This window comes from Micromonospora sp. WMMA1923, assembly GCF_049179195.1.
Lineage (GTDB): Bacteria > Actinomycetota > Actinomycetes > Mycobacteriales > Micromonosporaceae > Micromonospora > Micromonospora yangpuensis.
Genome location: NZ_JBMHLZ010000001.1, coordinates 3,624,938 through 3,646,174 on the forward strand (window position 1 = coordinate 3,624,938; position 21,237 = coordinate 3,646,174).

The following is a 21,237-nucleotide window of genomic DNA, read 5'->3' on the forward strand; positions in this document are numbered from 1 at the left end:
CTCCACTGGAGGTAGGGCGCGCGGCGTCGGAGCCGCCACCGGCTGCCCGGGCCGGTGGTGGGTCGCCGCGCTGACGACGGTGGCGGACATCCATCGACATCCGTAGTTCTATCCCGCGCACCCGGATGCTAGGACACCGCTTTCCCGGAGCACAACCGGCTGACCGCTTGATCTTCGCCGGGGCAGCTGCTCGACTCGTCGGATGGCTGAGCACATGGACCCCGAGGAGTTCCGCCGGGCCGGGTACGCCGTCGTGGACTGGATCGCCGACTACTGGGCCACCCTCGGGCAACGCCCGGTGACCACCACGGACCCGCCGGGTACGGTGACGGCGTCCCTGCCGGCCGGGCCGCCGGAGCACGGTGAGCCGGTGGCCGCGGTCCTGGCCGACCTGGACGACCTGATCGCACCCCAACTCACCCACTGGCAGCATCCCGCCTTCTTCGGGTACTTCCCGGCCAACACCAGCGGGCCGAGCGTCCTCGGCGACCTGGTCAGCTCCGGTCTGGGAGTGCAGGGCATGCTCTGGGCGACCGGCCCGGCCGGCACCGAGTTGGAGACGGTGCTGCTGGACTGGCTGGCCGAGCTGATGGACCTGCCCGAACGGTTCCGGTCGACCTCGTCCGGCGGTGGGGTCATCCAGGACTCGGCCTCCTCGGCGACCCTGGTGGCCACCCTCGTCGCGCTGCACCGGGCGAGCGGGGGTCGCTGGCGGACCGCGGGCGTCGACCGCCGCTACCGGGTGTACGCCTCCACGCAGGGGCACTCCTCGATCGAGAAGGCCGCCCGGATCACCGGACTCGGCACCGACGGGCTCCGGCCGGTCGAGGTGGATCCGGACACCCAGGCGATGTGCCCGCGGGCGTTACGCGCGGCGATCGCCGACGACCTGGCCGACGGGATCGTGCCGGCGATCGTGGTGGCCACCGTCGGGACCACCTCCACCACCGCCGTCGACCCGCTGCCCGAGATCGGCGCGATCTGCGCGGAGTACGGCGTCTGGTTGCACGTCGACGCCGCGTACGCCGGTGCCGCCGCGGTCTGCCCGGAGCTGCGCTGGACCCACACCGGCCTGCGGTACGCCGACTCGTACTGTTTCGATCCGCACAAGTGGCTGCTGACCGGCTTCGACTGTGACGCGTTCTGGGTGGCCGACGCCGCCGAGTTGGTCGAGGCGCTCACGGTGCTGCCGGAGTACCTGCGCAACGCGGCCTCCGAGTCGGGTGCGGTGATCGACTACCGGGACTGGCAGGTGCCGCTGGGCCGCCGGTTGCGGGCGTTAAGCTCTGGTTCGTGCTGCGCTGGTACGGCGCGGCGGGCCTGCGGGCGCACGTCCGCTCCGGGGTGGCGCTGGCCGACCGGTTCGCCACCCGGGTACGCGCCGACGACCGCTTCGAGGTGGTCGCCCCGCACCCGTTCGCGCTTGTCTGTTTCCGGCTGGTCGCCGGGGACGGGGCGAGCGCCGAGCTGCTGGCCCGGGTCAACGCCACCGGCCGGACGTACCTGACCCACACCCGGGTCGCCGGCCGGTACGCCCTGCGGCTGGCGGTCGGCTCCCCGCAGACCACCTCGGCACACGTGGACCAGGTGTGGCAGCTGCTCGCGACGACCGCGACCGACCTGCTCGCCGACCGACCGGGGTGAGCCCGCCGGCCAGCCGGCGACGGACGCCGGCCCTGCCCGCGTGCTCCCGACGGGGACCGGTCAGTTGTCGACGGAGGCCAGGGGCCGCTCGGGGGTCGCGGTGGCCGCCGCGGCGGCCTCCTCCCGGCGGGTCCGGCGCAGGGCGCGGACCGCGAGCACCAGTGCGGTGACCCAGCCGGCCACCAGCAGCGCGTAGATCACCGGCTGCGCGCTGCTGCCGACCGGGCCTACCTGGATGAGGATCCGGGCGTTGGTAAGCACGATCACGCCACCGACCGCCGCGCCGAGCAGTTGCGCCGGGACGACGCGCACCAGCCAGGCGGCGATCGGCGCCGCGATCAGCCCGCCGATCAGCAGGGCCAGCACCATGGGCAGCACGAAGCCCGCCCCGCCGAGACCGATGAGGAACCCGAGGCTGGCCGCGACGGAGACCACGAACTCGGAGGTGTCCACCGAGCCGATCACCTTGCGCGGCTCCATCCGCCCGGAGACCAGCAGCGCCGGCGTGGCGACCGGTCCCCAGCCACCGCCGCCGGTGGCGTCGACGAAACCGGCGACCAGCCCGAGCGGGCCGAGGAACCGGCTGCGCAACCGCCCGACGGTACGGGTGGCGGGCAGCCGGCGGGCGAAGCGCACCAGCAGGTAGACGCCGAGGGTGAACAGGATGGCGGCCATCCAGGGTGCGGCGGTCTCGGTGGAGAGCCAGCTCAGCACGGTGGCGCCGGCGAACGCGCCGACCGCGCCGGGCACCGCGATCCGGCCGACCACCCGCCAGTCGACGTTGCCGAAGCGCCAGTGGGCCACCCCGGAGGCCAGCGTGGTGCCGATCTCGGCCAGGTGCACCGAGGCCGACGCGGCGGCGGGGGCCACCCCGGCGACCAGCAGCAGGGTGGTCGAGGTCAGGCCGTACCCCATGCCGAGGGCACCGTCGACCAGCTGCGCGGCGAGCCCGACCAGGGTGAGGACCAGCAGCTTACGCATGAACGCCCCCAGCTTTTCCGCATGTCCTACCGACTTGGTCGACAATGCGGCAGAGGAGCGCCCGGGTCAATCCCCCGACCGGTGGATGGGACACCCCGCCGCAGGCGGGTCGGACCCCGCCGCAGACGGGTCAGACCTCGCCCCAGGCGGGTCGGCTCGAGGCGGTCAGACCCAGGCGTCAGGGTCGGCGACCAGCTCGTTGATGCGTTCCGGGAGCTTGCCGGCGGCGACGTCGGCGATCGAGACCAGCTCCAGGATCTGCCGTTCGCTGGCCCGCAGGGCGATCCACACCTCCTGCAGAGCCCGCGCCGCCCCGAGGTAGCCCAGCTGCTCGGGCCGCTGGCCGCGCACGTGTGCCAGCGGGCCGTCGATCACCCGGATCACCTCGGCGAGGGAGATCTCGGCCGCCGGTCGGGCCAGCCAGTAGCCGCCCTCGGGGCCACGCTGGGCGTGCACGATCCCACCCCGGCGCAGCTGCAACAGGATGCTCTCCAGGAATTTCGGCGGAATCTCCTGGGCTCGGGCGATCTGCTCGGCGGTGACCGGCCGGGAGCGCCCACCCTCGGGGACCGCGGCCAGCTCGGCGGCGGCACGGAGGGCGTAGTCGACCCGGGCGGAGAGGCGCATGTCGGCAAGGTTAGCCGTCAGGCAGGCGCGGTCGCTGGCGGGGCCGTGGCACGATACCCCTTGTCGTCGGTTCGACGCCGCCCGGCGACGTGAAGCGCGTCCGCGCGCGGATATATAGGGCGCGCCTCCGCGCGCAGACATATAGGGCGCGCCTCCGCGCGCAGACATATAGGGCGCGCCTCCGCGCGCAGACATATAGGGCGCGCGTCCGCGCGCGGACATATAGGGCGCGCTTCCGCGCGCGGAGCCGGGGCGATAGGGGCAGCGACACCAATGCCGGATGTGATGCCGCTGAGTTCACGCGATCCGCAGCGGACCGGCCCCTACGAGCTGCTCGGTCGGCTCGGCGCGGGCGGTCAGGGGGTGGTCTACCTCGGCCGGGACCAGGACGGCCGGCTGGTCGCCGTCAAAATGATCAACGTGGACCTGCACCAGAACCCGCGGGCCAAGGCGCAGTTCGCCAAGGAGATCAACGCCGCCCGGCGGGTGGCGCCGTTCTGCACCGCGCAGATCCTCTTCGCCGACGTCGACGGCGAACTGCCGTACGTGGTGAGCGAGTTCATCGAGGGCCCCACCCTGCAACGGCACGTCCGGGAACACGGCCCGATCACCGGCAACGCGCTGCACCGGCTGGCCGTGGGTACCGCCACCGCGCTCACCGCGATCCATCGGTCCGACATCGTGCACTGTGACCTGAAGCCCGACAACGTGGTGCTCGGCGCGGACGGCCCGCGGGTGATCGACTTCGGCATCGCCCGGGCCCTGGACGTCACCGAGACGCTCACCAACCGGATCATGGGCACCACCCCGTACATGGCACCGGAACGGTTCCGCGACACCGAGGTCGGACCGGCCAGCGACGTCTTCGCCTGGGCGGCGACCATCGCCTTCGCGGCGGCGGGACGGCCGCCGTTCGGCACCGGCCCGCTGCCGGTGGTGATGCACCGGGTGTTGCACGATCCACCAGAGCTGGCCGGGCTCTCCGCCGCGTTGACCGAGCTGATCCAGGAGTGCCTGGACAAGGAGCACCAGCGCCGGCCGAGCGCCGACCAGGTCCTGCTGCGACTGCTGGGGCACGCCGCCCACCCCGGCGCGGCGCTGCCGATCCGGTCCGTGCTGCGCGCCGGCACCGACGCGGCGGCCACCCAGGCGGTCCCGCGCCAACAGGGTTCCACCCGCCCGTACGACATGCCGGCCACCCACCAGCAACCGGCACCGGACGAAGGACCACCGTCCACGACGGGCCAAGGGACGCAGCCCGCGACCGGCCAAGGGACGCAGCCCGCGACCGGCCAAGGATTTCCACCCGCACCGGGCCCACGAACGCAGCCCGCGACGGGCCACGGGTTACCACCCGCGGCGGGCGGAGGGCTGCGGCCCGCGCCGCCGTATCGGGGCGGGTCGGGGCCCGCGGTGGGCTGGCCGGGGCGGTTGCGTCGGGAGGTCGGCGACGCCTGGGGGATCTCGCTCGCGATCTTCTTCGGCTCGGTCGGGGTGGCCGTCGGCTACGTCGCGTCCACCATGGTGGGCGTCGCCGCCGCCGTCGGCGCGCTGACCTTCGTCGTGGTCTACGGTGTGCGTCTCCTGGTCGCCGCCGCCCCGAACGGAGCCGTCACCCCGAACGGAACCACCGCCCCGAACGGAACCACCGCCCCGAGTTCGGCCGTCCCGGGCGCGACCGGCACACCGGGCGCGACCGCCGGGACCGACGGAACCGACGGTGCTGCGACGCGGGCCGGCACCGGCCACAGTCAGCACGGTGGACCGGGCGCCCGCCCGGACGCCTGAGCCCCGACCACAGTGGAGGACGCGATGACCACCGGTCGACCCGCCCGGCAGTGGTTGCCGTACCTGGTGTCCGTCGTCGCCGGCCTCGCCGTGATCGTCGCCGCGTACCTGGTCGTCGGGCCGGCGACCGGCCCGGACCGGCGCGACTGCGTGGTCCTGCAGGTCAGCTCCTCGACGGAGAAGAGCGAGCTGCTCGGTCGGCTCGCCGCCCGGTACAACGACAGTGACCGTCGGTTCGACGGCCGGTGCGCCCAGGTGAGCGTGCACGGGCTGAACTCGGGCGCGGCGATGGAGGCGCTGGCCGGCGGCTGGGCCGCCCGGCAGCCGCAGCTGCCGGCACCGCAGGTGTGGCTGCCGACGTCGAGTCTCTGGACGGCCCGGTTGCGGGTCCTGGACACCACGGCCGGGCGGACCCCGCAGACCCCGGGCCGGTACCCGTCGATCGCCAACAGCCCGCTTGTCGTCGCCATGCCGCAGGACCGCGCCGAGCTGGTGCGGCAACGCGGCCAGCTGGGCTGGGCGGAGCTGCTCGGCCTCTCCGGCGACACCGGCTGGGCGGCGTACGGACGGCCCGAGTGGGGGCGCTTCACCTTCGGCAAGGACAACCCGAACCTCTCCACCTCCGGCCTGGCGGCCACCATCGCGACCTACTACGCGGCGGTGAACCGGGCCAGCGATCTGACGGTGGCCGACCTGGCCAAGCCGGCGGTCACCCAGTTCGTCCGCCGGATCGAGGCCAACGTCTCGCACTACAGCGACGACTCGGTGGACCTGCTGCGCGATCTCGCCGAGGCCGACCGGGCCGCCGCCGACCCGAGCCCGACCGCCGATGGTCCGACTGCCGATGGTCCGGCCGCCGGGGCGCCGGTGACCGACATGAGCGCGGTCGTGTTGCAGGAGGAGCTGGTCTACCTCTACAACGAGGGGCAGCTCGGCCCGACGCCCGGCCAGCGGCCCCGGATGCCGCTGGTGGCGATCCACCCGAAGGAGGGGACCTTCAACCTCGACCACCCGTACGTGGTGCTGCCCTCGGCCGAGGCGCCCCAGGCGGCGGCCGCCGCGGACTTCCTGGCGTACCTCCAGGATGCCCCGCAGCAGCGCAGCTTCGCCGAGCTGGGCTTCCGCGACCACGAACGGCGCCCCTCCGACGCGCTGGTCGCCGCGGTCTCGGCCGGCGACGCCGCCCCGCTCACCTACTTCGACCCACCGGAGCCGGAGGTGGTCGACGCGATCCTCGACGGCTGGGCCACCCTGCGCAAGAAGGCGAACATCCTGTTCGCGGTGGACACCTCCGGGTCGATGGAGGCCAAGGTCGGTTCCCGGACCCGCTTCCAGGTGGCGACCGGTGCCGCCGGCCGGGGCATCGGCCTGCTCAACTCCGCCGACCAGGTGGCGCTCTGGTCGTTCTCGTCGGAGACCCGGCCGCACCGGCCGACCCGGCCCTACAGCGAGGAACTCAAGCTGGCGCCGTTCGACCGGGACCGCTTCACCGACCGGCTCTCCGGGCTACGGGTCGAGGGCAACACCGCGCTGTACGCGACGGTCCGGGCGGCGCACCGCCACCTGACGCAACGCTACGACCCGAACCGGATCAACGCGGTGGTGATCCTCACCGACGGCAAGAACGAGTACCCGAAGGACCAGGATCTCGACCGGCTGCTCGCCGACATCGCGCTGGACCCGCAGCGCCCGGTCAAGGTCTTCTGCATCGCCTTCGACCAGCAGTCCGACTTCGCCAGTCTGGACCGGATCGCCAAGGCGTCAGCCGGCAAGGCCTTCGACGCCACCGACCCCACCACCATCGACGACGCCTTCGTCAAACTCGTCAGCAGCTTCTGACCGGGCCCGCTACCCCACCCCGCCCGCACTGTTTCGGGCGAACAGCGGCCTTCCTCCACCCGGACCGCACTGTTTCCCGGAAGCAGCGACCTTCTTCCACCCGGACCGCACTCGCCGACCGGCGGGTCACTCGCCGACGCGGCGCAGCAGTCCTTCCTGGACGGCGGTGGCGATGTGCCGGCCGGTGGCGGTGAACATCCGGCCGGTGGCCAGGCCCCGCGCCCCGGAGGCCGACGGGCTGGTGCTGTCGTAGAGGAACCAGTCGTCGGCCCGGAAGGACCGGTGGAACCAGAGCGCGTGGTCGAGGCTGGCGCCGACCACGCCACCGGGCCCCCACACCTCGCCGTGCACCGACAGCACCGAGTCCAGCAGGGTCAGGTCGGAGGCGTAGGTAAGCAGGCAGGCGTGCAGCAGCGGGTCGTCGGGCAGCTTGCCGTCGACGCGCATCCAGACCCGCTGGTGCGGCTCGGCGGGCCGGTCACCGGGGCGTACCCAGCCGGGCTCGCCGACGTAGCGCACGTCGATCGGGCGGGGGATCTGCCCCCAGATGCCGAGCCGCTCCGGGTAGCGGGAGAGCCGCTCGGCCATGGTCGGGACCTCGTCCGGCCCCGGCACGTCCGGCGGGGTGGGGGCTTGGTGGTCCAGACCCTCCTCGGCGCGTTGGAACGACGCCGACATGAAGAAGATCGGCTTGTCGTGTTGCAGCGCCACCGACCGGCGGACCGAGAACGACCTTCCGTCGCGGACGTTCTCGACCTGGTAGTCGATCGGCTCCGCCGGGTCGCCGGGGCGGACGAAGTAGCCGTGCAGCGAGTGCACGGACCGTTCCGCCTCGACCGTGCGGCCGGCCGCCACCAGGGCCTGGCCGGCCACCTGGCCGCCGTACACGCGTAGTGGGCCGACCGGCGGGCTGACGCCGCGGAAGGCCATCCTGCCGACGGCGGCGAGGTCGAGCAGCTCCAGGAGCTGGTCGACCGCGGCCTGACCGACCGCCACGCCGCCGCCGGTCACCGCAACGCCCGCGCCGAGTCCGCGTCGACCAACGAGCCGAGCTGGTGTACGCGCAGCGTGTTGGTGGAGCCCGGGCTGTCCGGCGGGCTGCCCGCGACGATCACCACGTAGTCACCGGGGTTGGCCCGGCCGAGGCCGAGCAGCAACTCGTCGACCTGGCGGAACATGTCGTCGGTGTGCTGGACGAACGGCATCAGGAAGGTCTCCACGCCCCAGGAGAGGGCGAGCTGGCTGCGCACCTCCGAGACCGGCGTGAAGGCCAGCAGCGGCAGGTCGCAGTGCAGCCGGCTGAGCCGCCGGACGGTGTCACCGGTCTGCGAGAAGGCGACCAGCGCCTTGGCGCCGATGGCCCGGGCGATCGAGGAGGCGGCGACGGTGAGCGCGCCACCGTGGGTACGCGGGTCGTGCTGCAGCCGGGGCACGCCGATCGAGCCGGCCTCGGTGGTGGTGATGATCTTGGCCATGGTGCTCACCGTGAGCACCGGGTACTTGCCGACGCTGGTCTCGCCGGAGAGCATCACCGCGTCCGCGCCGTCGAGCACGGCGTTGGCCACGTCGGAGGCCTCGGCCCGGGTGGGCCGCGAGTTCTCGATCATGGAGTCGAGCATCTGGGTGGCCACGATGACCGGCTTGGCGTTCTCCCGGCAGAGCTGCACGGCGCGCTTCTGCACCAGCGGGACCTCGTCCAGCGGCATCTCCACGCCCAGGTCGCCCCGGGCCACCATCACCCCGTCGAAGGCCAGCACGATGGCCTCCAGGTGGTCCACCGCCTCGGGCTTCTCGACCTTGGCCAGCACCGGCCGGTACACCCCGACCTCGGCCATGATGCTGTGCACCAGCTTGATGTCCTCGGCCGAGCGGACGAAGGACAGGGCGATCATGTCGGCGCCCAGGTTGAGGGCGAAGCGCAGGTCGTCGGCGTCCTTCTCCGACAGGGCCGGGACGCTGACCGCCACGTTGGGCAGCGAGACGCCCTTGTTGTTGGAGACCGGGCCACCCTCGGTGACCAGGACCCGGATGTCGTTGCCGGTGACCTCGGTGACCTCGACGGCCACCCGGCCGTCGTCGATCAGCAGCCGGTCACCGGCCCTGACCTCCTGCGGCAGCTTCCGGTAGGTGCAGGAGACCCGGTCCCGGCTGCCCACGACGTCGTCGCCGGTGATCACCACGGAGTCACCGGTGCGCCACTCGTGCGGGCCGTCGGCGAACCGGCCGAGCCGGATCTTGGGCCCCTGCAGGTCGGCCAGGACCGCCACCGGCACGCCGGCGGCCTCGGCCGCCTCGCGGACCAGTCGGTACACCGACTCGTGGTCGTCGTGGCTGCCGTGGCTGAAGTTCAGCCGGGCCACGTTCATCCCGGCCTCGACCAGTCCCCGGATCCGCTCCGGCGACGAGGTGGCGGGACCAAGAGTGCAGACAATCTTCGCGCGGCGTGTCACGCCCATCAGGCTAGTCTCTCCCCCGGGTCGACCCACCGGCCGGCCCCTTTCGGAAACGGAAACATCGGTCCAACCCCGGGGTACCAGGACCGGTCGACGGACTCGTGGTCGTCCGGTGTCACGCGGGGGGCCTCGGACGCGGGCATCGGCGACCGCGACGCAGAGCGTACTCGCCCGGCGGACGGCCGGTCGGCCGGGCACCGCGGCGACGGTGGATTCCGCCCGCCCGGTGGGTGTCGTCGGCCACGATCGGGTAGTGGGACGTTGACGAGGGCCCAGTCGGGGGAATCAAGACCCGTTGGTCACGTGACGTAGAGGAACGAGGTACCCCTGATGGCACAGCCCGCGAAGGCCGCCGGAAGCTACCGGATCGGCGGCGACCTGACCGTCGACCGGCTCGGCTACGGCGCCATGCAGCTCACCGGCCCAGGGGTCTGGGGCGACCCGCGCGACCCGGCGGAAGCGGTCCGGGTGCTGCGCCGGGCGTACGAACTGGGGGTGACGTTCATCGACACCGCCGACTCGTACGGGCCGTTCGTCTCCGAGATGTTGATCAAAGAGGCGCTGCACCCGTACGCCGACGACCTGGTGATCGCGACCAAGGCCGGGCTGACCCGCTCCGGCCCGGGTGACTGGCGCCCGGTGGGCCGCCCGGAGTACCTGCGCCAGCAGTGCGAGCTGAGCCTGCGCCACCTCGGCCTGGACAGCATCGGGCTGTACCAGCTGCACCGGGTCGACGCCAAGGTGCCGTTGGAGGACCAGCTCGGCGAGCTGGAGCTGCTGCGGCAGGAGGGCAAGATCCGGCACATCGGCCTCTCCGAGGTGACCGTGGAGCAGATCGTGGCGGCCCGGCGGATCGCCCCGATCGTGTCGGTACAGAACCTGTACAACCTGGCCGACCGCTCCGCCGAGGAGGTCCTGGAGCACTGCGAAGGCAACGACCTGGCGTTCATCCCGTGGTTCCCGATCGCCACCGGCAACCTGGCCAAGCCGGGCGGGCCGCTGGACGCCATCTCCACCGCCCACGGCGCGACGCCCGCCCAGCTCGCGCTGGCCTGGCTGCTGCGCCGCTCGCCGGTCATGCTCCCCATCCCGGGCACCTCCTCGGTGGCGCACCTGGAGGAGAACGTGGCCGCCGCCGAGGTGCAGCTCACCGACGACGAGTACGAAGCCCTGGCCAAAGCCACCTGACGGTAAGGAAGGGCCCCTTGTTAACGCATCCTGTCTAGCGGGGCACCCTTCTCACCACCGACCGGCTGGGCAGGGCGGATCGGCCGCCCCATCCGGCGGAGCGGGTCGGCCGGCTCGACTGGGGCCCGTCGACCCGGGTGGGCGGGTGGCGTCCTGTCCGGTGTGGAGCGCACGGGGCGTACCGACGAACTGCGGGTGATGCCGTGGTGGCTGGCGCTGGTCGGGTTGCTGGTGGCGCTCGGGGCCGGCTGGCTGGTGCTGGACCTGCTGCTGGCCGAGGCGGACCGGGCCGCCGCACCGGACACCCGGGCCGGGCTGCGCATCGACGCGATCCGTACCGGCCTGACCGTGGTCGTCGGCACCGGCGGCGGGATGGCGTTCCTGCTGGCCGCGCGCCGGCAGTGGCTCACCGAGGGCGCCCAGCGGCACCAGGAGACGGTGGCCGCGCACGACCGGGCCCACCGCGACCGGGTGCAGACGCACGCCGAGGCGGTCGCCGAGGCCACCGGACGCCAGCAGGAGTCCCAGGCCGACACCGCCGAGCACGACGCCACCGAACGCCCCCGCTTCGGCCGGGCGCTGGCCATGGACCACGTCGAGTTCTTCGGGTACGCCGGTTTCCGCCTGGTCGGCTTCGCCGACCTGGCCCTGTTCCGCTGGGCGGTGTTCGGCCGCGACGCCCACTTCGAGCGGGCCAGCTTCGACGGGCCGGCGAACTTCGAGCGGGCCAGCTTCGACGGGCCGGCGAACTTCGGCCGGGCCAGGTTCGGCCGGGCACCCCTGCGCCGACGCGGGTCCGCCCGACGTGTCACGCGGGTCGGCCCGGTCGGGCTGGTTAGGCTGGCGTGGTCCCCTTCCGGCCGACTCCCACGGACGCGCTGATGACTTCCCCCGACGTGTTGACCACCGACGACCTCGACGACATCGGCCACTACGGGCATCCCGGCCGGGCGGAACCGCAGGCGCTGCTCGACCGGCTGGTCCGGGCCGTCGACGAGGGCCGGATCGCCGACGAACGCGACCGTGGGTACGCCCTGTCGCTGGCCGCCGGGATCGCCGAGGAGGACCTGAAAGACCTGGACCGGGCCCTGGCGTTGATCGAGCGGGGCATCGTGGAGGACCGGGCGTCCGGCGAGTCGGAGCTGGACTCCCGCGCGGACCGGGCCCGGCTACTGCACCTGACCGGTCGCGAGGACGAGGCCCTGGCCGAGCTGACCGAGCTGCGCCCGCTGCTGGAGTCCGAGCCGGGCGCCACCCACGTCACCGAGGTCCTGGAGGAGATCGGGCGGGCCGACCTGGCCGAGCGGTGGCTCACCGAGGCGGTCCGGACGCTGCTCACGCGCACCCGGGAACCCGGCGGCGACACCCTGACCGGCGACGAGCAGGAGCAGGTGGCGGCGATGCTGTTCGGGCTGCTCCGGCAGCGGCACCGGCTCCGCCACGAGCTGGACCTCGGACACGACGACCTCGACGAGTTGGCCGACCGGCTGGACGTCGCCGCCGAGCAGGCCGCCGACCGGGCCGCCGCCGAGACCAGCGGGCTGCTGTACTGGCCCCGGAACGAGTTCAACGGCCTACTGCTGCGCTGGCCCCAGTTGGCCGACCAGCTCGGCGGGACCTGGGACGAGCACCGAACCGGGGTCGAACGGGAGCTGGTGGCGCTGGCCGGCGAGGGCGTACCCGGCCTCGCCCTGGTCCCCGGCTCGGCCGAGGCGTACGCCGGGTTCGTCACCGCCGGGGACCGGGACCCGGCCGACGAGGACACCCTGGACGACTACGCCGACGGGTTGGCCGACCAGGCCGACGCGGTGTCCTGGCCGCCCGGCCGCAACGAGCCCTGCTGGTGCGGCTCGGGCAGCAAGTACAAGAAGTGCTGCCTCCCCCGCTCCCGGTAAGGAAGGGCCCCTTGTTAACGCTTTCGGTATAGCGGGGCACCCCGCTCACCGGGCACCGGTGGGCGGGGCGGGTGTGCAGCCCCGCCCACCGGTGCGGGTCAGCCGGTGACGGTCTGCGCCTGGTCGGTGACGGTGGTACCGCCGTAGGCCCGGACGGCCGGGACGGAGTCGGTCCGCATGGCGACGGCCGGGACGGAGTCGTCCCGGCCGGCGCTCGTACCGATCAATTGTTTATCGAGTTCATCATCGTGAGGCGGGTGTGGGTGCTGATACCGCTCGCGGCTCGGTCGCCGGCGACGGCGGCCTCCTGCGGGGTGGCACCACTGGCCATCGCCCTGGCGACAGCCCTGTTGCGCTGCTCTTCGATCTTCCTCCTGCGCCGCTTCAGAAACCTGCTCAAGATAGACATACGCTGCATGTTCCCGACTGGCCGCCGCACTAAACCGCCCCATACCGCCCATCGAAACGGGTCGGGCTGTGGTGCTGAGGCGGACGGCCAGCGGGTCGGCACGCCCCCTCAGCCGGTGAGGCCGCCGGCGAACGGCATCGGCCGCCACTGCTCGGGGAGGGTCCGGGCGGCCTCGGCCAGCAGGGGCAGTTGTGGCGCGAGGGCGAGGGCGGCCACGAACCGCAGCATCCCGACGGCGTCGACGAAACGCAGGACGTCCCGGTCGAGCCGACGCATGCCCCGGCGTTGCGCCTCGCGGTCGTAGGCCGCCGCGCCGTCGGGGCCGACGCCGGCCAAGTCCCACTCGACCGGCCCGAGCGTGACCATCTCGAAGTCGGCGTACCGGTCGCCGTCGACGCCGGGGAAGATGTTCACCGCCGGACAGTCGCCGTGCACGGGCTGGAGTTCGATCCCCGGGAAGGTGCGCGCGAAGGTCGCGCGGTCACGAACCACCGGCCCGAGGATCTGCCACTCCCGCCGCGCCCGGTCCAGGTCGGCCGGGTCGATGAGGTCGGGGTGGTCCGCCAGCCGGACGAGGCCGTCGTCGATGAACCTCGGCTCGGCAGCGGACAGGTACGACAGTTCGCCCGGGTAGTCGCGCATCGCGGCGTGCAGTTCGGGGACGCGACCGGCGTTGGCCACGTAGTCGGGCTCCCGGTCGGCGTCCTCGGCGACGAACTGCCAGAACGTCATGGACAGGCCGTCGCACTGGACCGGCTCGGCGGGCACGAGCGGGCTGGGCGGGATGACCGGGGTGCCCCGGTCGGCGAGCCACCGGGCCAGGTCCAGCTCCGCGCGCTGCCGGCGGGCCTGGCCGGCCAGGTCCGCGTAGTGCGGCAGCACCGTGAGCACCCGGGCCACGACCGGCGCGGGAGCGAGGTGGACGACGACGGAGAACACGTCGTGCAGCACCCTCGGCTCGGTCACGGTGAGCCCGAGCGTACGCCCGGCGCGCACCGCCGCGTCGACCGCGCGGGCGGTACGGTCGGCCAGCTGTTCCGGCGTCATGATCACACTCATCGAGCGAGCGTCGCGGACCGCGACGTCCGACGCAACCGGGTTTCCCGACGGGACCGACCCGACCCGGCTCGCCCGGCCCGGTCCATCCGACGGGCCTACCCGGCGGGGCCCACGGCCGGGTGGCTGAGCGCCTAGGCTGCCGAGAATCGGGGAAGGAGCAGGCGCGTTGACCGAAGAAGTGATCGAGGAGAGTCCGACCGGGTGGGTCGCCGAGCACGTCCGGCGGTACCTGGCCACCGACGGCGCGGACGGCGCCACGTTCCACGGGTACGACTCGTTGCTGCTCACCACCCGGGGGCGTACCTCGGGCAAGCTGCGCCGCACGGCGCTGATCTACGGCCGCGACGGCGACCGGGTGCTGCTGGTGGCCTCCAACGGCGGCGCCGCCAGGCACCCGCACTGGTACCTGAACCTCGACGCGCATCCGGAGGTGGGTGTCCAGATCGGAGCGGAGCGGTTCACCGGGCGGGCCCGCACCGCCTCCGCCGCGGAGCGCCCGCGACTGTGGGAGCTGATGGTGGGGGTCTTTCCGCAGTACGCCACGTACCAGCGGGAGACCGACCGGGAGATCCCGGTCGTCGTCGTCGAACGCGGTTGACCGCCGGCCGGTGCGGCGCGGCCCGCAGATCCGGTGGTGCCGCGCCGCACGTACCCGAGGGGATGCGTGCGGCGCGGCACCGTCGGCTCACTTGACCGGCTCAGCCTCCGTCGACGCCTCGGTTGCCGGCCCGGTCGACGCCCCGGCCCCGGTCGACGCCCCGGCGCGCTGCTGACCGTCCTTGACGTAGGTGGGGTGCAGGTGCACCGGCGTCGCCTCCTGGCGCTTGCGCCGGGACTTGGCCCGCAGGTTGAGGAACTCGACGAAGATCGAGAACGCGATCGGGCCGTACACGTAGCCCTTGGGAATGTGCTGGTCGAGCCCTTCGGCGATCAGGCTGCCGCCGATGAGCAGCAGGAACGACAAGGCCAGCATCTTGACCGTGGGGTGCTTGTTGACGAAGTCGCTGATCACGCCGACCGAGACGAGCATGATGACCATCGCGATCACCACCGCCGCCACCATGATGAACAGTTCGTCGACCATGCCCACCGCGGTGATCACCGAGTCCAGGGAGAAGACCACGTCGAGGATGAGGATCTGCACGATCACCGACCCGAACGAGGCGGCCTTCTTGCCCGCGCCGCCGTGGTCGGAGCCCTCCAGGTGTTCGTGGATCTCGTAGGTCGCCTTGCCGAGCAGGAACGCCCCGCCCAGCAGCAGAATCAGGTCACGCCCGGAGATCTCCTGACCGAGGACCGTGAACAACGGCGCGGTCAGTCCGATCACCCAGGACAGTGAGGCCAACAGCAGCAGGCGGGTGATCAGGGCGAGCGACAGCCCGATCGTGCGCGCCCTGGCCTGCTGATGTTCGGGCAGCCGCCCGGCCAGGATCGAGATGAACACGACGTTGTCGATGCCCAGCACGATCTCCAGCAAGAGCAGGGTCGCGAACGCGATCCACAGCTCTGGACTGGCCAGAAACTCCATCTCAGCCTCGTCTTTCCAGGTCACCGCCGGTCGACCACCGACCGTCGGGCCGATCTTCGCACGCGGTGTCACGCACCCGGCGGATCGAGCGCCGCCGTTGGTACCCCGCCGACACCGCCCCCAACCGGGGATACGGACCCGAACCCGCACGGCACCCACCCGACACTCGCCCGGCAGCCGGCGGTCGCGGCAGATTATGAGCGGCCGTTCAGTTTTGCCGACCGGTGCGGTATCGGGTATCCGACAGATACTCGGATCGGCTAGCCTTCGACCGTGATCCATGGGGGGTGTGGATCAGCACTCGACAGCGGCGGTCCGGACAGACCCGAGGGAGCCCATGCCAGACAGCGACCCCAGCCCGACCGACGCCGCACTGGAACGGCTCGACGACGAGATCACCTTCCTCGTCGACAGCCTGCGTGATGTCTCCGACAGCCTCGCCGACCTGGCGTTCCGCCTCGACGCACAGCTCACCGAGTCCGACCACGAGCAGGTCCGGATCACCACCGACCGGCTGGCCGCCACCCTGAACAACCACCTCACCAACGACCTGACCGCCCTGGTCGGGCTGGGCGCGATCCGGCACGGCGCACCGGCCGAGGTCGGCACGGTCGACGACGAGATTCCCACCCTGACCGCCACGGACCTGCCCCCGCTGTCCGGGGCGGCCACCGGCGCGGCCACCGGTGGAACCGCCAACGGGACCACGGGTGGCAACGCCACCGGGGCCACCGGCGGATCCGCCAACGGCACCACGGGTGGGGCCACCGGCACGACCACGGAGGCGGAGACCGGTGCCCGGCTCGTCGCCGCCGAGCATCTCAGGCGGTTGGCGGCCTTCGTCGGCAGCCACTTCGACCTGGCCCGCCTCGCCGCCGAACACGGCAACGCCGAGCGGGCGATGAGCGAGTACCGGCTGGCCCGCCAGGCCGCCCACAGCGCGCCCGAGGCGTACCGGCTCTGGCTGGGTTGTCTGTCCGAGCCCGGCCAGGAGCACGACACCGGGCCCGACTGACCCGGAACGAGCTCGCTCCCCCTCCCATGTGGATCGTGGACACTTACCGTCCTGACCGGACCTCACGAGCGGAGAATGTCCAGGACTGCGGCGGACCACAGGGGAAGGCCGGGTGGATGGGACCGATCGATGTGGTGGTGGTCGGGGGCGGGATCATCGGGCTGACCGCCGCCGTACGGCTGCAGGAGCGGGGTGCCCGGGTGACCGTGCTGGCCGCCGACGACCCGGAGCGGACCGTCTCCACGGTCGCCGCGGCCGTCTGGTACCCGACCCACACCGACCCGGATCCCCGGGTGCTGGACTGGGCACGTCGGACCTACGCGACGTTGACCCGCCAGGCCGCCGAGGGCGTACCCGGGGTGGTGCTCCGGCCCACCCGGATGTTGCTGCGCCACGGGCCGGTCGAGCTGCCGTGGTGGTCCGAGGCGACCGGCGACCTGGTGGTGCGGCCGGCGGCACCGCCGTACCGGGCGCAGTTGCGGTTCACCGCGCCGACGGTGGAGATGTCGCCGTACCTCGGGTGGTTGCGGGAGCGGATCTCCGCCGCCGGCGGCCGGGTGTTGCGGCACCGGGTCGCCCGGCTGGCCGACGCCTTCGTGGACCCGGCCACCTCGGCCGGCGTGGCGACGGTGGTCAACGCGACCGGGCTGGCCGCCGGCCGGCTGGCGGCGGACCCGGCGGTGTACCCGGTGCGCGGGCACATCGTGCTGGTGGCCAACCCCGGCCTGACCACCTCGGTACGCGACGAGGACGACCCGCGCGGCATCACCTACGTGCATCCGCGCCGGCACGACGTGGTGCTCGGCGGCACCTACCAGCCCGGCCGCGCGGACCTGGACGCCGAGCCGGAGACCGCCGCCGCGATCCGTCGCCGCTGTGTGGAGCTGGTGCCGGAGCTGGCCTCGGCGCGGGTGCTCGGCGAGCGGATCGGGTTGCGGCCGGCCCGGCACGGTGGCCCCCGGGTGGAGTCGACCTCGACCGGGGTGCCCGGTCAGCGGCTGGTACACGCCTACGGCCACGGCGGCGCCGGAGTGACCCTGGCCTGGGGCGTCGCCGACGAGGTCGCCCGGCTGGCCGGCTGACCCGGCCCGCCGACCACCGCAGGGTGCGGACCCGGCACCACTCAGCGCAGGGTGCGGACCAGCACCAGGTAGGCGCAGTAGGCGACCGGCACCAGCACGAAGCAGATCAGGAAGCCGAAGTGGACGTACCGGCTGCCGGTACCGGCGTGCAGCGCCGGGCTCCCCCACTGGCCGAGGATCAGGTACCCGGCGAAGAACGACAACGCGGGCAGCCCCGCGCACATCCACGCGCCCAGGGTGAAGCCGTCGACCAGGCCGACGCCGGAGGCGACCACCAGCATCAGCATGACCAGCACCCCGACCGACGCGCAGGCGGTGTAGACGGCCAGCGCCCGCGCCAGTGGCGACCAGCCGGGCAGCAACGCCGGCTGGTGGGCCAGCGTCTCGGCCTGTTGGCCGTACCGGTCGGCGTCGTCGGCGAGCCGCCGCGCCAGCTCCAGCTCCGCGCCCGGCTCGGCCGCCGCCGCCCGCTGCGCCGGCACCGCCGGGTCCACCGTCGCCGGCAGCCCACCCGCCGTCGGCCCCGCCTGCCGATCCGGGTACGCCCCGACCCCCGACCGCCCTGGCAGGGCGGCTGCGCCGCCGCCAGCCACCGGCACCGGTCCGGCACCGGCGTACCCCGCGCTCCCGGCGGGTGCCGCTGCGCCGGCCTGGTCCGGCCAACCGCCCGCTGCCGGTCCACCCGCCGCCGTCGCGGTGCCGGCCGGTGCCGGTCCGGCAGCTGGTGGCACGGCGTCGGCCGGCGGGTACGGGGGTGGCGGGACGTCGATCGTGCGGCCGAGCTGCTCCAGGCGTTGCGCCTGGCCGGCGAGCCGGTGGTCGAGCTGGTCGGCGGCGGCGTGCAGGCCACGGCGGCGTTCGGTGTCGGCGGCGGCGTCCCGCTGCCCGGCCCGGCGGCGCTCGGACAGCTCCCGGGCCAGCGCCACGTAGTCGTCGAAGCTGCTCACGCCGCTACCTCACCACGCCCGTAGGACCCGTTCACTGCCCCTCCTCGTCCAGCTCGTGCCCGGGACGCAGGAACGGCACGATCAGCCGGATCCGCTGGTCGTGCCGGTCCACCAGCAACGCCCGACCCGGTCGGGGGGTGTAGCTCAGCTGGTGCATGCCGAGGTAGAGGCCGAGTTCGCCGCCCGGCACGTTCAGCGCGACCAGGCAGGCCACGTCGTCGCGGTTCTGCGTACCGCCGATGTCCTCGGAGAGCCGACGCAGGCCCCGCCACCAGCCCAGCAGATGCACCCCGTGGCCGGGGGCCTGGCGCAACAGGGTGCGCAGGTCGTCGTAGCCGCTGCGGAAGCTGCCCGGGTCGCTGCGGCCCAGCGCCCCGCCGGCAGCGTCCACCCCGAACACCACCAGGTACGTCCGCCCCACCGCGCTGGCGGCGACCTCCGCTGGTGGACCGGCGGACGCATCCGGCGGTGCGGACGGTCCGGCGGGCGGAGCGGACGCATCCGCGGGTGGCTCGGTGAGGCTGCTGATCCGCTCGCGCAGCCCGGCGGCGTCGAGCTGCTCGACGAGGTGTCCGGCGGCGGTCAGCTCCGCGATCGTCTCGTCGGCCGCCTCGTCGGCGGCGGCCACGAGCGGGACGACCAGGAACCGCGCGCTGCCGGGGGTGTGCTGCCGGGCCAGGCTCAGCGTCGCCGCGCGCAGCACGTCCGCGCCGGTCACCGCGGTACCCACCACGGCCAGGTGCCGGCCGGGGGTGGCGTCCATGGTGAACAGGGCGGTGGTCCCGTCGACGTCGACGGTCCGGCCGACCAGGGCCAGCGGCCGCCGGCCACCCGGGCGCAACCCGGCGAAGGTGGGATCGTCCTCGACGTGCGCCGCCTCGTACCCCCGGAAGACCGCGGGTGGTCGCGAGCCCGCCGGGCGGTCCTGCCACAGCTCGTGGCGCAGGGTGGCCAGCGCGGCGGCGTCGGCGTGCGCGTCGGGGAACCGGACCACGGTGTCCGCGCCGACCTCACCGGCGGCGGTGTTGAGCACCGCCGAGCCGATCGGCAACGCCCCGGCGGCGTCGTTCGTCGCCGCCAGCACCCCGGAACCGCCAGGCAGCGCCACCCGCAACGGGAACTGCCCGAAGATCGCCTCGGCCCGGCCGTAGAGGGCCTCGATGCCACCGGTGCTCTGGCTGGCCAACACCAGGTGTACGCCGTACGAGCGGCCCTTGCGGGCCAACTCCTCCAGCAGGTCCACCGACTCGCGGGCCACCGCGTCGTTGCCGGCCAGCAGCACGTGGAACTCGTCGATCACCGCCACGATCCGGGGTACCGGGTTGTCGCGGGGCAGGTCGGCGAGCTTGGTGACGCCGTGGCGTTTCAGCGCGGCGGCCCGCCGGTTCAACTCCCGGCGCAGCTCCCGGAGCACGGCCACGCCGTACTCCCGGTCGCTCTCGATGCCGACCGCGCGGGCGTGCGGCAGCCAGGACGGGTCCCGGCCGGTCGGCACGAAGTCGGTGAAGCTGACGCCCTCCTTGAAGTCGAGCAGGTAGAGCTGCAACTCGGCGGGCGGGTAGCGGGCGGCGAGACCGTAGAGGACGTCGATCAGGAAGACCGTCTTGCCCGCCCCGGTCCGCCCGCCGACCAGCCAGTGCGGGGTGGTGTCGTCGAAACCGACGGTGGCCTGCTCCCGGCCGGCCCGGCCGATGACGGTACGCAACCCGGGGCCGGCGGACTCGGCCCACCGGCGCGGCGGCAGCAGATCGGTGAAGGTCAGCGCGCCCTGCCGACGGGTGGCCGCCGCGAGGTGCTCGGCCAGGGCGTGCACCGAGGCGGCCGGCGGATCGCCGTCGAGGCGTACCGGGGCGGCCAACCCCGTACCGTCCACGCTGTACGGCCGGCCCGGCGGATCGCCCAGGTACGCCCAGCGTTCGTCGAGCCGCAGCCAGGTGGTGCTGCCCAGCGGCGGTGGCGGCTCACCGGGGGCCTGCCGGGGATGGCCGGCCACCAGGACGCAGACCGAGGCGGCCGGGCCGGCGTGGGTGAGCGCGGCCAGCCGGGCGAACTCCCGCGGCGGCAACGTCGACGCGGCGACCACCAGCAGCAGCTCCGCCCGGCCGGGCTCGGCGTGCCGGGCGTCGCGGGCGTGCCGTTCGGCCCCGTCCAGGCCGGCGGCCACCTCCGCCTCGGTGATCGCCGGTGCGGCCAGCACCCCGGCGTCGACCAGGGGACGCAGTGGGGCGAAGGTCGCGCCCAGGGCGGCGGTGTCGATGCCCCACACCCGCACCGAGCCGGGCGGGGCGGTGGCCAGCAGGCGCAGCACCACCGCCCGCAGCAGCGCGCCGACCCGGGCGTCGCGGGCGTCGACGTCCACCGTCAGGTGATGGCCACCGCCCAGCGGCGCCAGCGCCGGGAACTCGCCGTCGGGGGTCTGCGCGGCGCCGACGCGTACCGGGGCGAAGCTGGTGCCCAGCGGGGTCTGCCCGGGCGACGGGGTGCCCAGCGCGGCACCGAGCCGGGCCAGCCGGGCCACCAGGTCGGCGCTGCCGTCGCCGGCCACAGGTGGCTGGTCGGCGAGCATCCGGCGGGCGGCGGCCAACCGCTGCCGGGCCTGCCGGTGGGCCGTGATCGCCTGCCCGTACGCCGAAGCGAGCCTGCCCACCCACTGCTCCCCACGTCGCTTGTGGTCCGGTCCCCCGCGAACCCTAACGGACCGACGCGGACCCGCCCAGTCCGCAAGGGACCCCACCCCACGCCCAAGGTAAGGAAGGGCCCCTTGTTAACGACCCAGCGGTGA

General features: G+C 73.5%; 19 protein-coding genes and 1 pseudogene. 10 read left to right on the plus strand and 10 right to left on the minus strand.

The genetic code is table 11. The features are described from left to right. Positions 1 to 214: 214 nt before the first annotated feature. Together ACN28G_RS16245 and ACN28G_RS16250 are read left to right on the plus strand one after the other, a co-directional pair. Positions 215 to 1,380, plus strand: a pseudogene (locus ACN28G_RS16245) (pyridoxal phosphate-dependent decarboxylase family protein); the annotation flags it as partial. Between the two features lie 18 nt (positions 1,381 to 1,398). Then, entirely contained in the window at positions 1,399 to 1,644 is a 246-nt protein-coding gene (locus ACN28G_RS16250; RefSeq protein WP_421481006.1) for a hypothetical protein, read from the plus strand. Positions 1,645 to 1,704: 60 nt separating this feature from the next. Here the strand turns inward: ACN28G_RS16250 and ACN28G_RS16255 are convergent, their stop codons facing one another. Beyond that, on the minus strand, positions 1,705 to 2,625 hold the full coding sequence (locus tag ACN28G_RS16255) for a sulfite exporter TauE/SafE family protein (protein ID WP_091440917.1): 921 nt from the start codon (positions 2,623 to 2,625) through the stop codon (positions 1,705 to 1,707). Between the two features lie 165 nt (positions 2,626 to 2,790). Further along, positions 2,791 to 3,252, minus strand: a complete 462-nt coding sequence (locus ACN28G_RS16260) for an RrF2 family transcriptional regulator (RefSeq protein ID WP_091440920.1) — start codon at positions 3,250 to 3,252, stop codon at positions 2,791 to 2,793. 285 nt (positions 3,253 to 3,537) lie between these two features. Between ACN28G_RS16260 and ACN28G_RS16265 the strand changes: the two genes are divergently transcribed. Together ACN28G_RS16265 and ACN28G_RS16270 are read left to right on the plus strand one after the other, a co-directional pair. Further along, a complete protein-coding gene (locus tag ACN28G_RS16265) occupies positions 3,538 to 5,040 on the plus strand; it encodes a serine/threonine protein kinase (RefSeq protein WP_421479549.1) in 1,503 nt (500 codons plus the stop codon). Positions 5,041 to 5,064: 24 nt separating this feature from the next. Further along, the gene (locus tag ACN28G_RS16270; RefSeq protein ID WP_421479550.1) at positions 5,065 to 6,879 is read left to right on the plus strand and encodes an extracellular solute-binding protein; all 1,815 of its coding nucleotides are present in this window, start codon (positions 5,065 to 5,067) and stop codon (positions 6,877 to 6,879) included. 126 nt (positions 6,880 to 7,005) lie between these two features. On the opposite strand, the gene ACN28G_RS16275 is transcribed toward ACN28G_RS16270, so the two are convergent. Beyond that, on the minus strand, positions 7,006 to 7,890 hold the full coding sequence (locus tag ACN28G_RS16275) for an acyl-CoA thioesterase (RefSeq protein WP_421479551.1): 885 nt from the start codon (positions 7,888 to 7,890) through the stop codon (positions 7,006 to 7,008). Then, positions 7,887 to 9,335, minus strand: a complete 1,449-nt coding sequence (gene pyk / locus ACN28G_RS16280) for a pyruvate kinase (RefSeq protein WP_091440928.1) — start codon at positions 9,333 to 9,335, stop codon at positions 7,887 to 7,889. The genes ACN28G_RS16275 and pyk overlap by 4 nt, the downstream gene beginning before the upstream one ends. Positions 9,336 to 9,662: 327 nt before the next feature. On the opposite strand from pyk, the gene ACN28G_RS16285 reads away from it, so the two are divergent. From ACN28G_RS16285 to ACN28G_RS16295, 3 genes are all read left to right on the plus strand, one after another. Beyond that, positions 9,663 to 10,520 carry an aldo/keto reductase gene (locus tag ACN28G_RS16285; protein WP_091440931.1) on the plus strand — a complete coding sequence of 286 codons (858 nt, stop codon included), beginning with the start codon at positions 9,663 to 9,665 and terminating at the stop codon, positions 10,518 to 10,520. Positions 10,521 to 10,682: 162 nt separating this feature from the next. Further along, complete coding sequence (locus ACN28G_RS16290) at positions 10,683 to 11,402, plus strand: pentapeptide repeat-containing protein (protein ID WP_091440934.1); 720 nt, start codon at positions 10,683 to 10,685, stop codon at positions 11,400 to 11,402. After that, positions 11,402 to 12,415, plus strand: coding sequence for an SEC-C domain-containing protein (locus ACN28G_RS16295; protein WP_139135722.1), 1,014 nt, complete (start codon positions 11,402 to 11,404; stop codon positions 12,413 to 12,415). Before ACN28G_RS16290 ends, ACN28G_RS16295 begins: the two co-directional genes overlap by 1 nt. A 98-nt stretch (positions 12,416 to 12,513) precedes the next feature. On the opposite strand, the gene ACN28G_RS16300 is transcribed toward ACN28G_RS16295, so the two are convergent. The 3 genes from ACN28G_RS16300 to ACN28G_RS16310 all read right to left on the minus strand — a co-directional run bounded on the left by ACN28G_RS16300 (position 12,514) and on the right by ACN28G_RS16310 (position 13,883). Continuing rightward, positions 12,514 to 12,642 carry a hypothetical protein gene (locus tag ACN28G_RS16300; protein WP_421479552.1) on the minus strand — a complete coding sequence of 43 codons (129 nt, stop codon included), beginning with the start codon at positions 12,640 to 12,642 and terminating at the stop codon, positions 12,514 to 12,516. Next, on the minus strand, positions 12,639 to 12,824 hold the full coding sequence (locus tag ACN28G_RS16305; protein WP_175440600.1) for a hypothetical protein: 186 nt from the start codon (positions 12,822 to 12,824) through the stop codon (positions 12,639 to 12,641). The genes ACN28G_RS16300 and ACN28G_RS16305 overlap by 4 nt, the downstream gene beginning before the upstream one ends. A 108-nt stretch (positions 12,825 to 12,932) precedes the next feature. Further along, entirely contained in the window at positions 12,933 to 13,883 is a 951-nt protein-coding gene (locus ACN28G_RS16310) for an aminoglycoside phosphotransferase (RefSeq protein WP_091440946.1), read from the minus strand. Between the two features lie 166 nt (positions 13,884 to 14,049). On the opposite strand from ACN28G_RS16310, the gene ACN28G_RS16315 reads away from it, so the two are divergent. Continuing rightward, positions 14,050 to 14,481 (plus strand): nitroreductase family deazaflavin-dependent oxidoreductase, encoded by a 432-nt coding sequence (locus tag ACN28G_RS16315; protein ID WP_091440950.1) that lies wholly within the window; start codon positions 14,050 to 14,052, stop codon positions 14,479 to 14,481. Between the two features lie 87 nt (positions 14,482 to 14,568). On the opposite strand, the gene ACN28G_RS16320 is transcribed toward ACN28G_RS16315, so the two are convergent. Next, positions 14,569 to 15,411 (minus strand): TerC family protein, encoded by an 843-nt coding sequence (locus ACN28G_RS16320; RefSeq protein ID WP_091446783.1) that lies wholly within the window; start codon positions 15,409 to 15,411, stop codon positions 14,569 to 14,571. A 337-nt stretch (positions 15,412 to 15,748) separates the two neighbouring features. On the opposite strand from ACN28G_RS16320, the gene ACN28G_RS16325 reads away from it, so the two are divergent. Together ACN28G_RS16325 and ACN28G_RS16330 are read left to right on the plus strand one after the other, a co-directional pair. Beyond that, positions 15,749 to 16,426 (plus strand): hypothetical protein, encoded by a 678-nt coding sequence (locus ACN28G_RS16325; RefSeq protein WP_091440953.1) that lies wholly within the window; start codon positions 15,749 to 15,751, stop codon positions 16,424 to 16,426. A gap of 116 nt (positions 16,427 to 16,542) precedes the next feature. Next, positions 16,543 to 17,508, plus strand: a complete 966-nt coding sequence (locus tag ACN28G_RS16330) for an FAD-dependent oxidoreductase (protein WP_421479553.1) — start codon at positions 16,543 to 16,545, stop codon at positions 17,506 to 17,508. 41 nt (positions 17,509 to 17,549) lie between these two features. Here ACN28G_RS16330 and ACN28G_RS16335 read toward each other — a convergent pair whose 3' ends face one another. Both ACN28G_RS16335 and ACN28G_RS16340 read right to left on the minus strand, forming a co-directional pair. Further along, positions 17,550 to 18,455, minus strand: a complete 906-nt coding sequence (locus tag ACN28G_RS16335) for a hypothetical protein (RefSeq protein ID WP_421479554.1) — start codon at positions 18,453 to 18,455, stop codon at positions 17,550 to 17,552. Between the two features lie 31 nt (positions 18,456 to 18,486). Beyond that, on the minus strand, positions 18,487 to 21,102 hold the full coding sequence (locus ACN28G_RS16340; protein WP_421479555.1) for an FtsK/SpoIIIE domain-containing protein: 2,616 nt from the start codon (positions 21,100 to 21,102) through the stop codon (positions 18,487 to 18,489). Between the last annotated feature and the right edge of the window lie 135 nt (positions 21,103 to 21,237).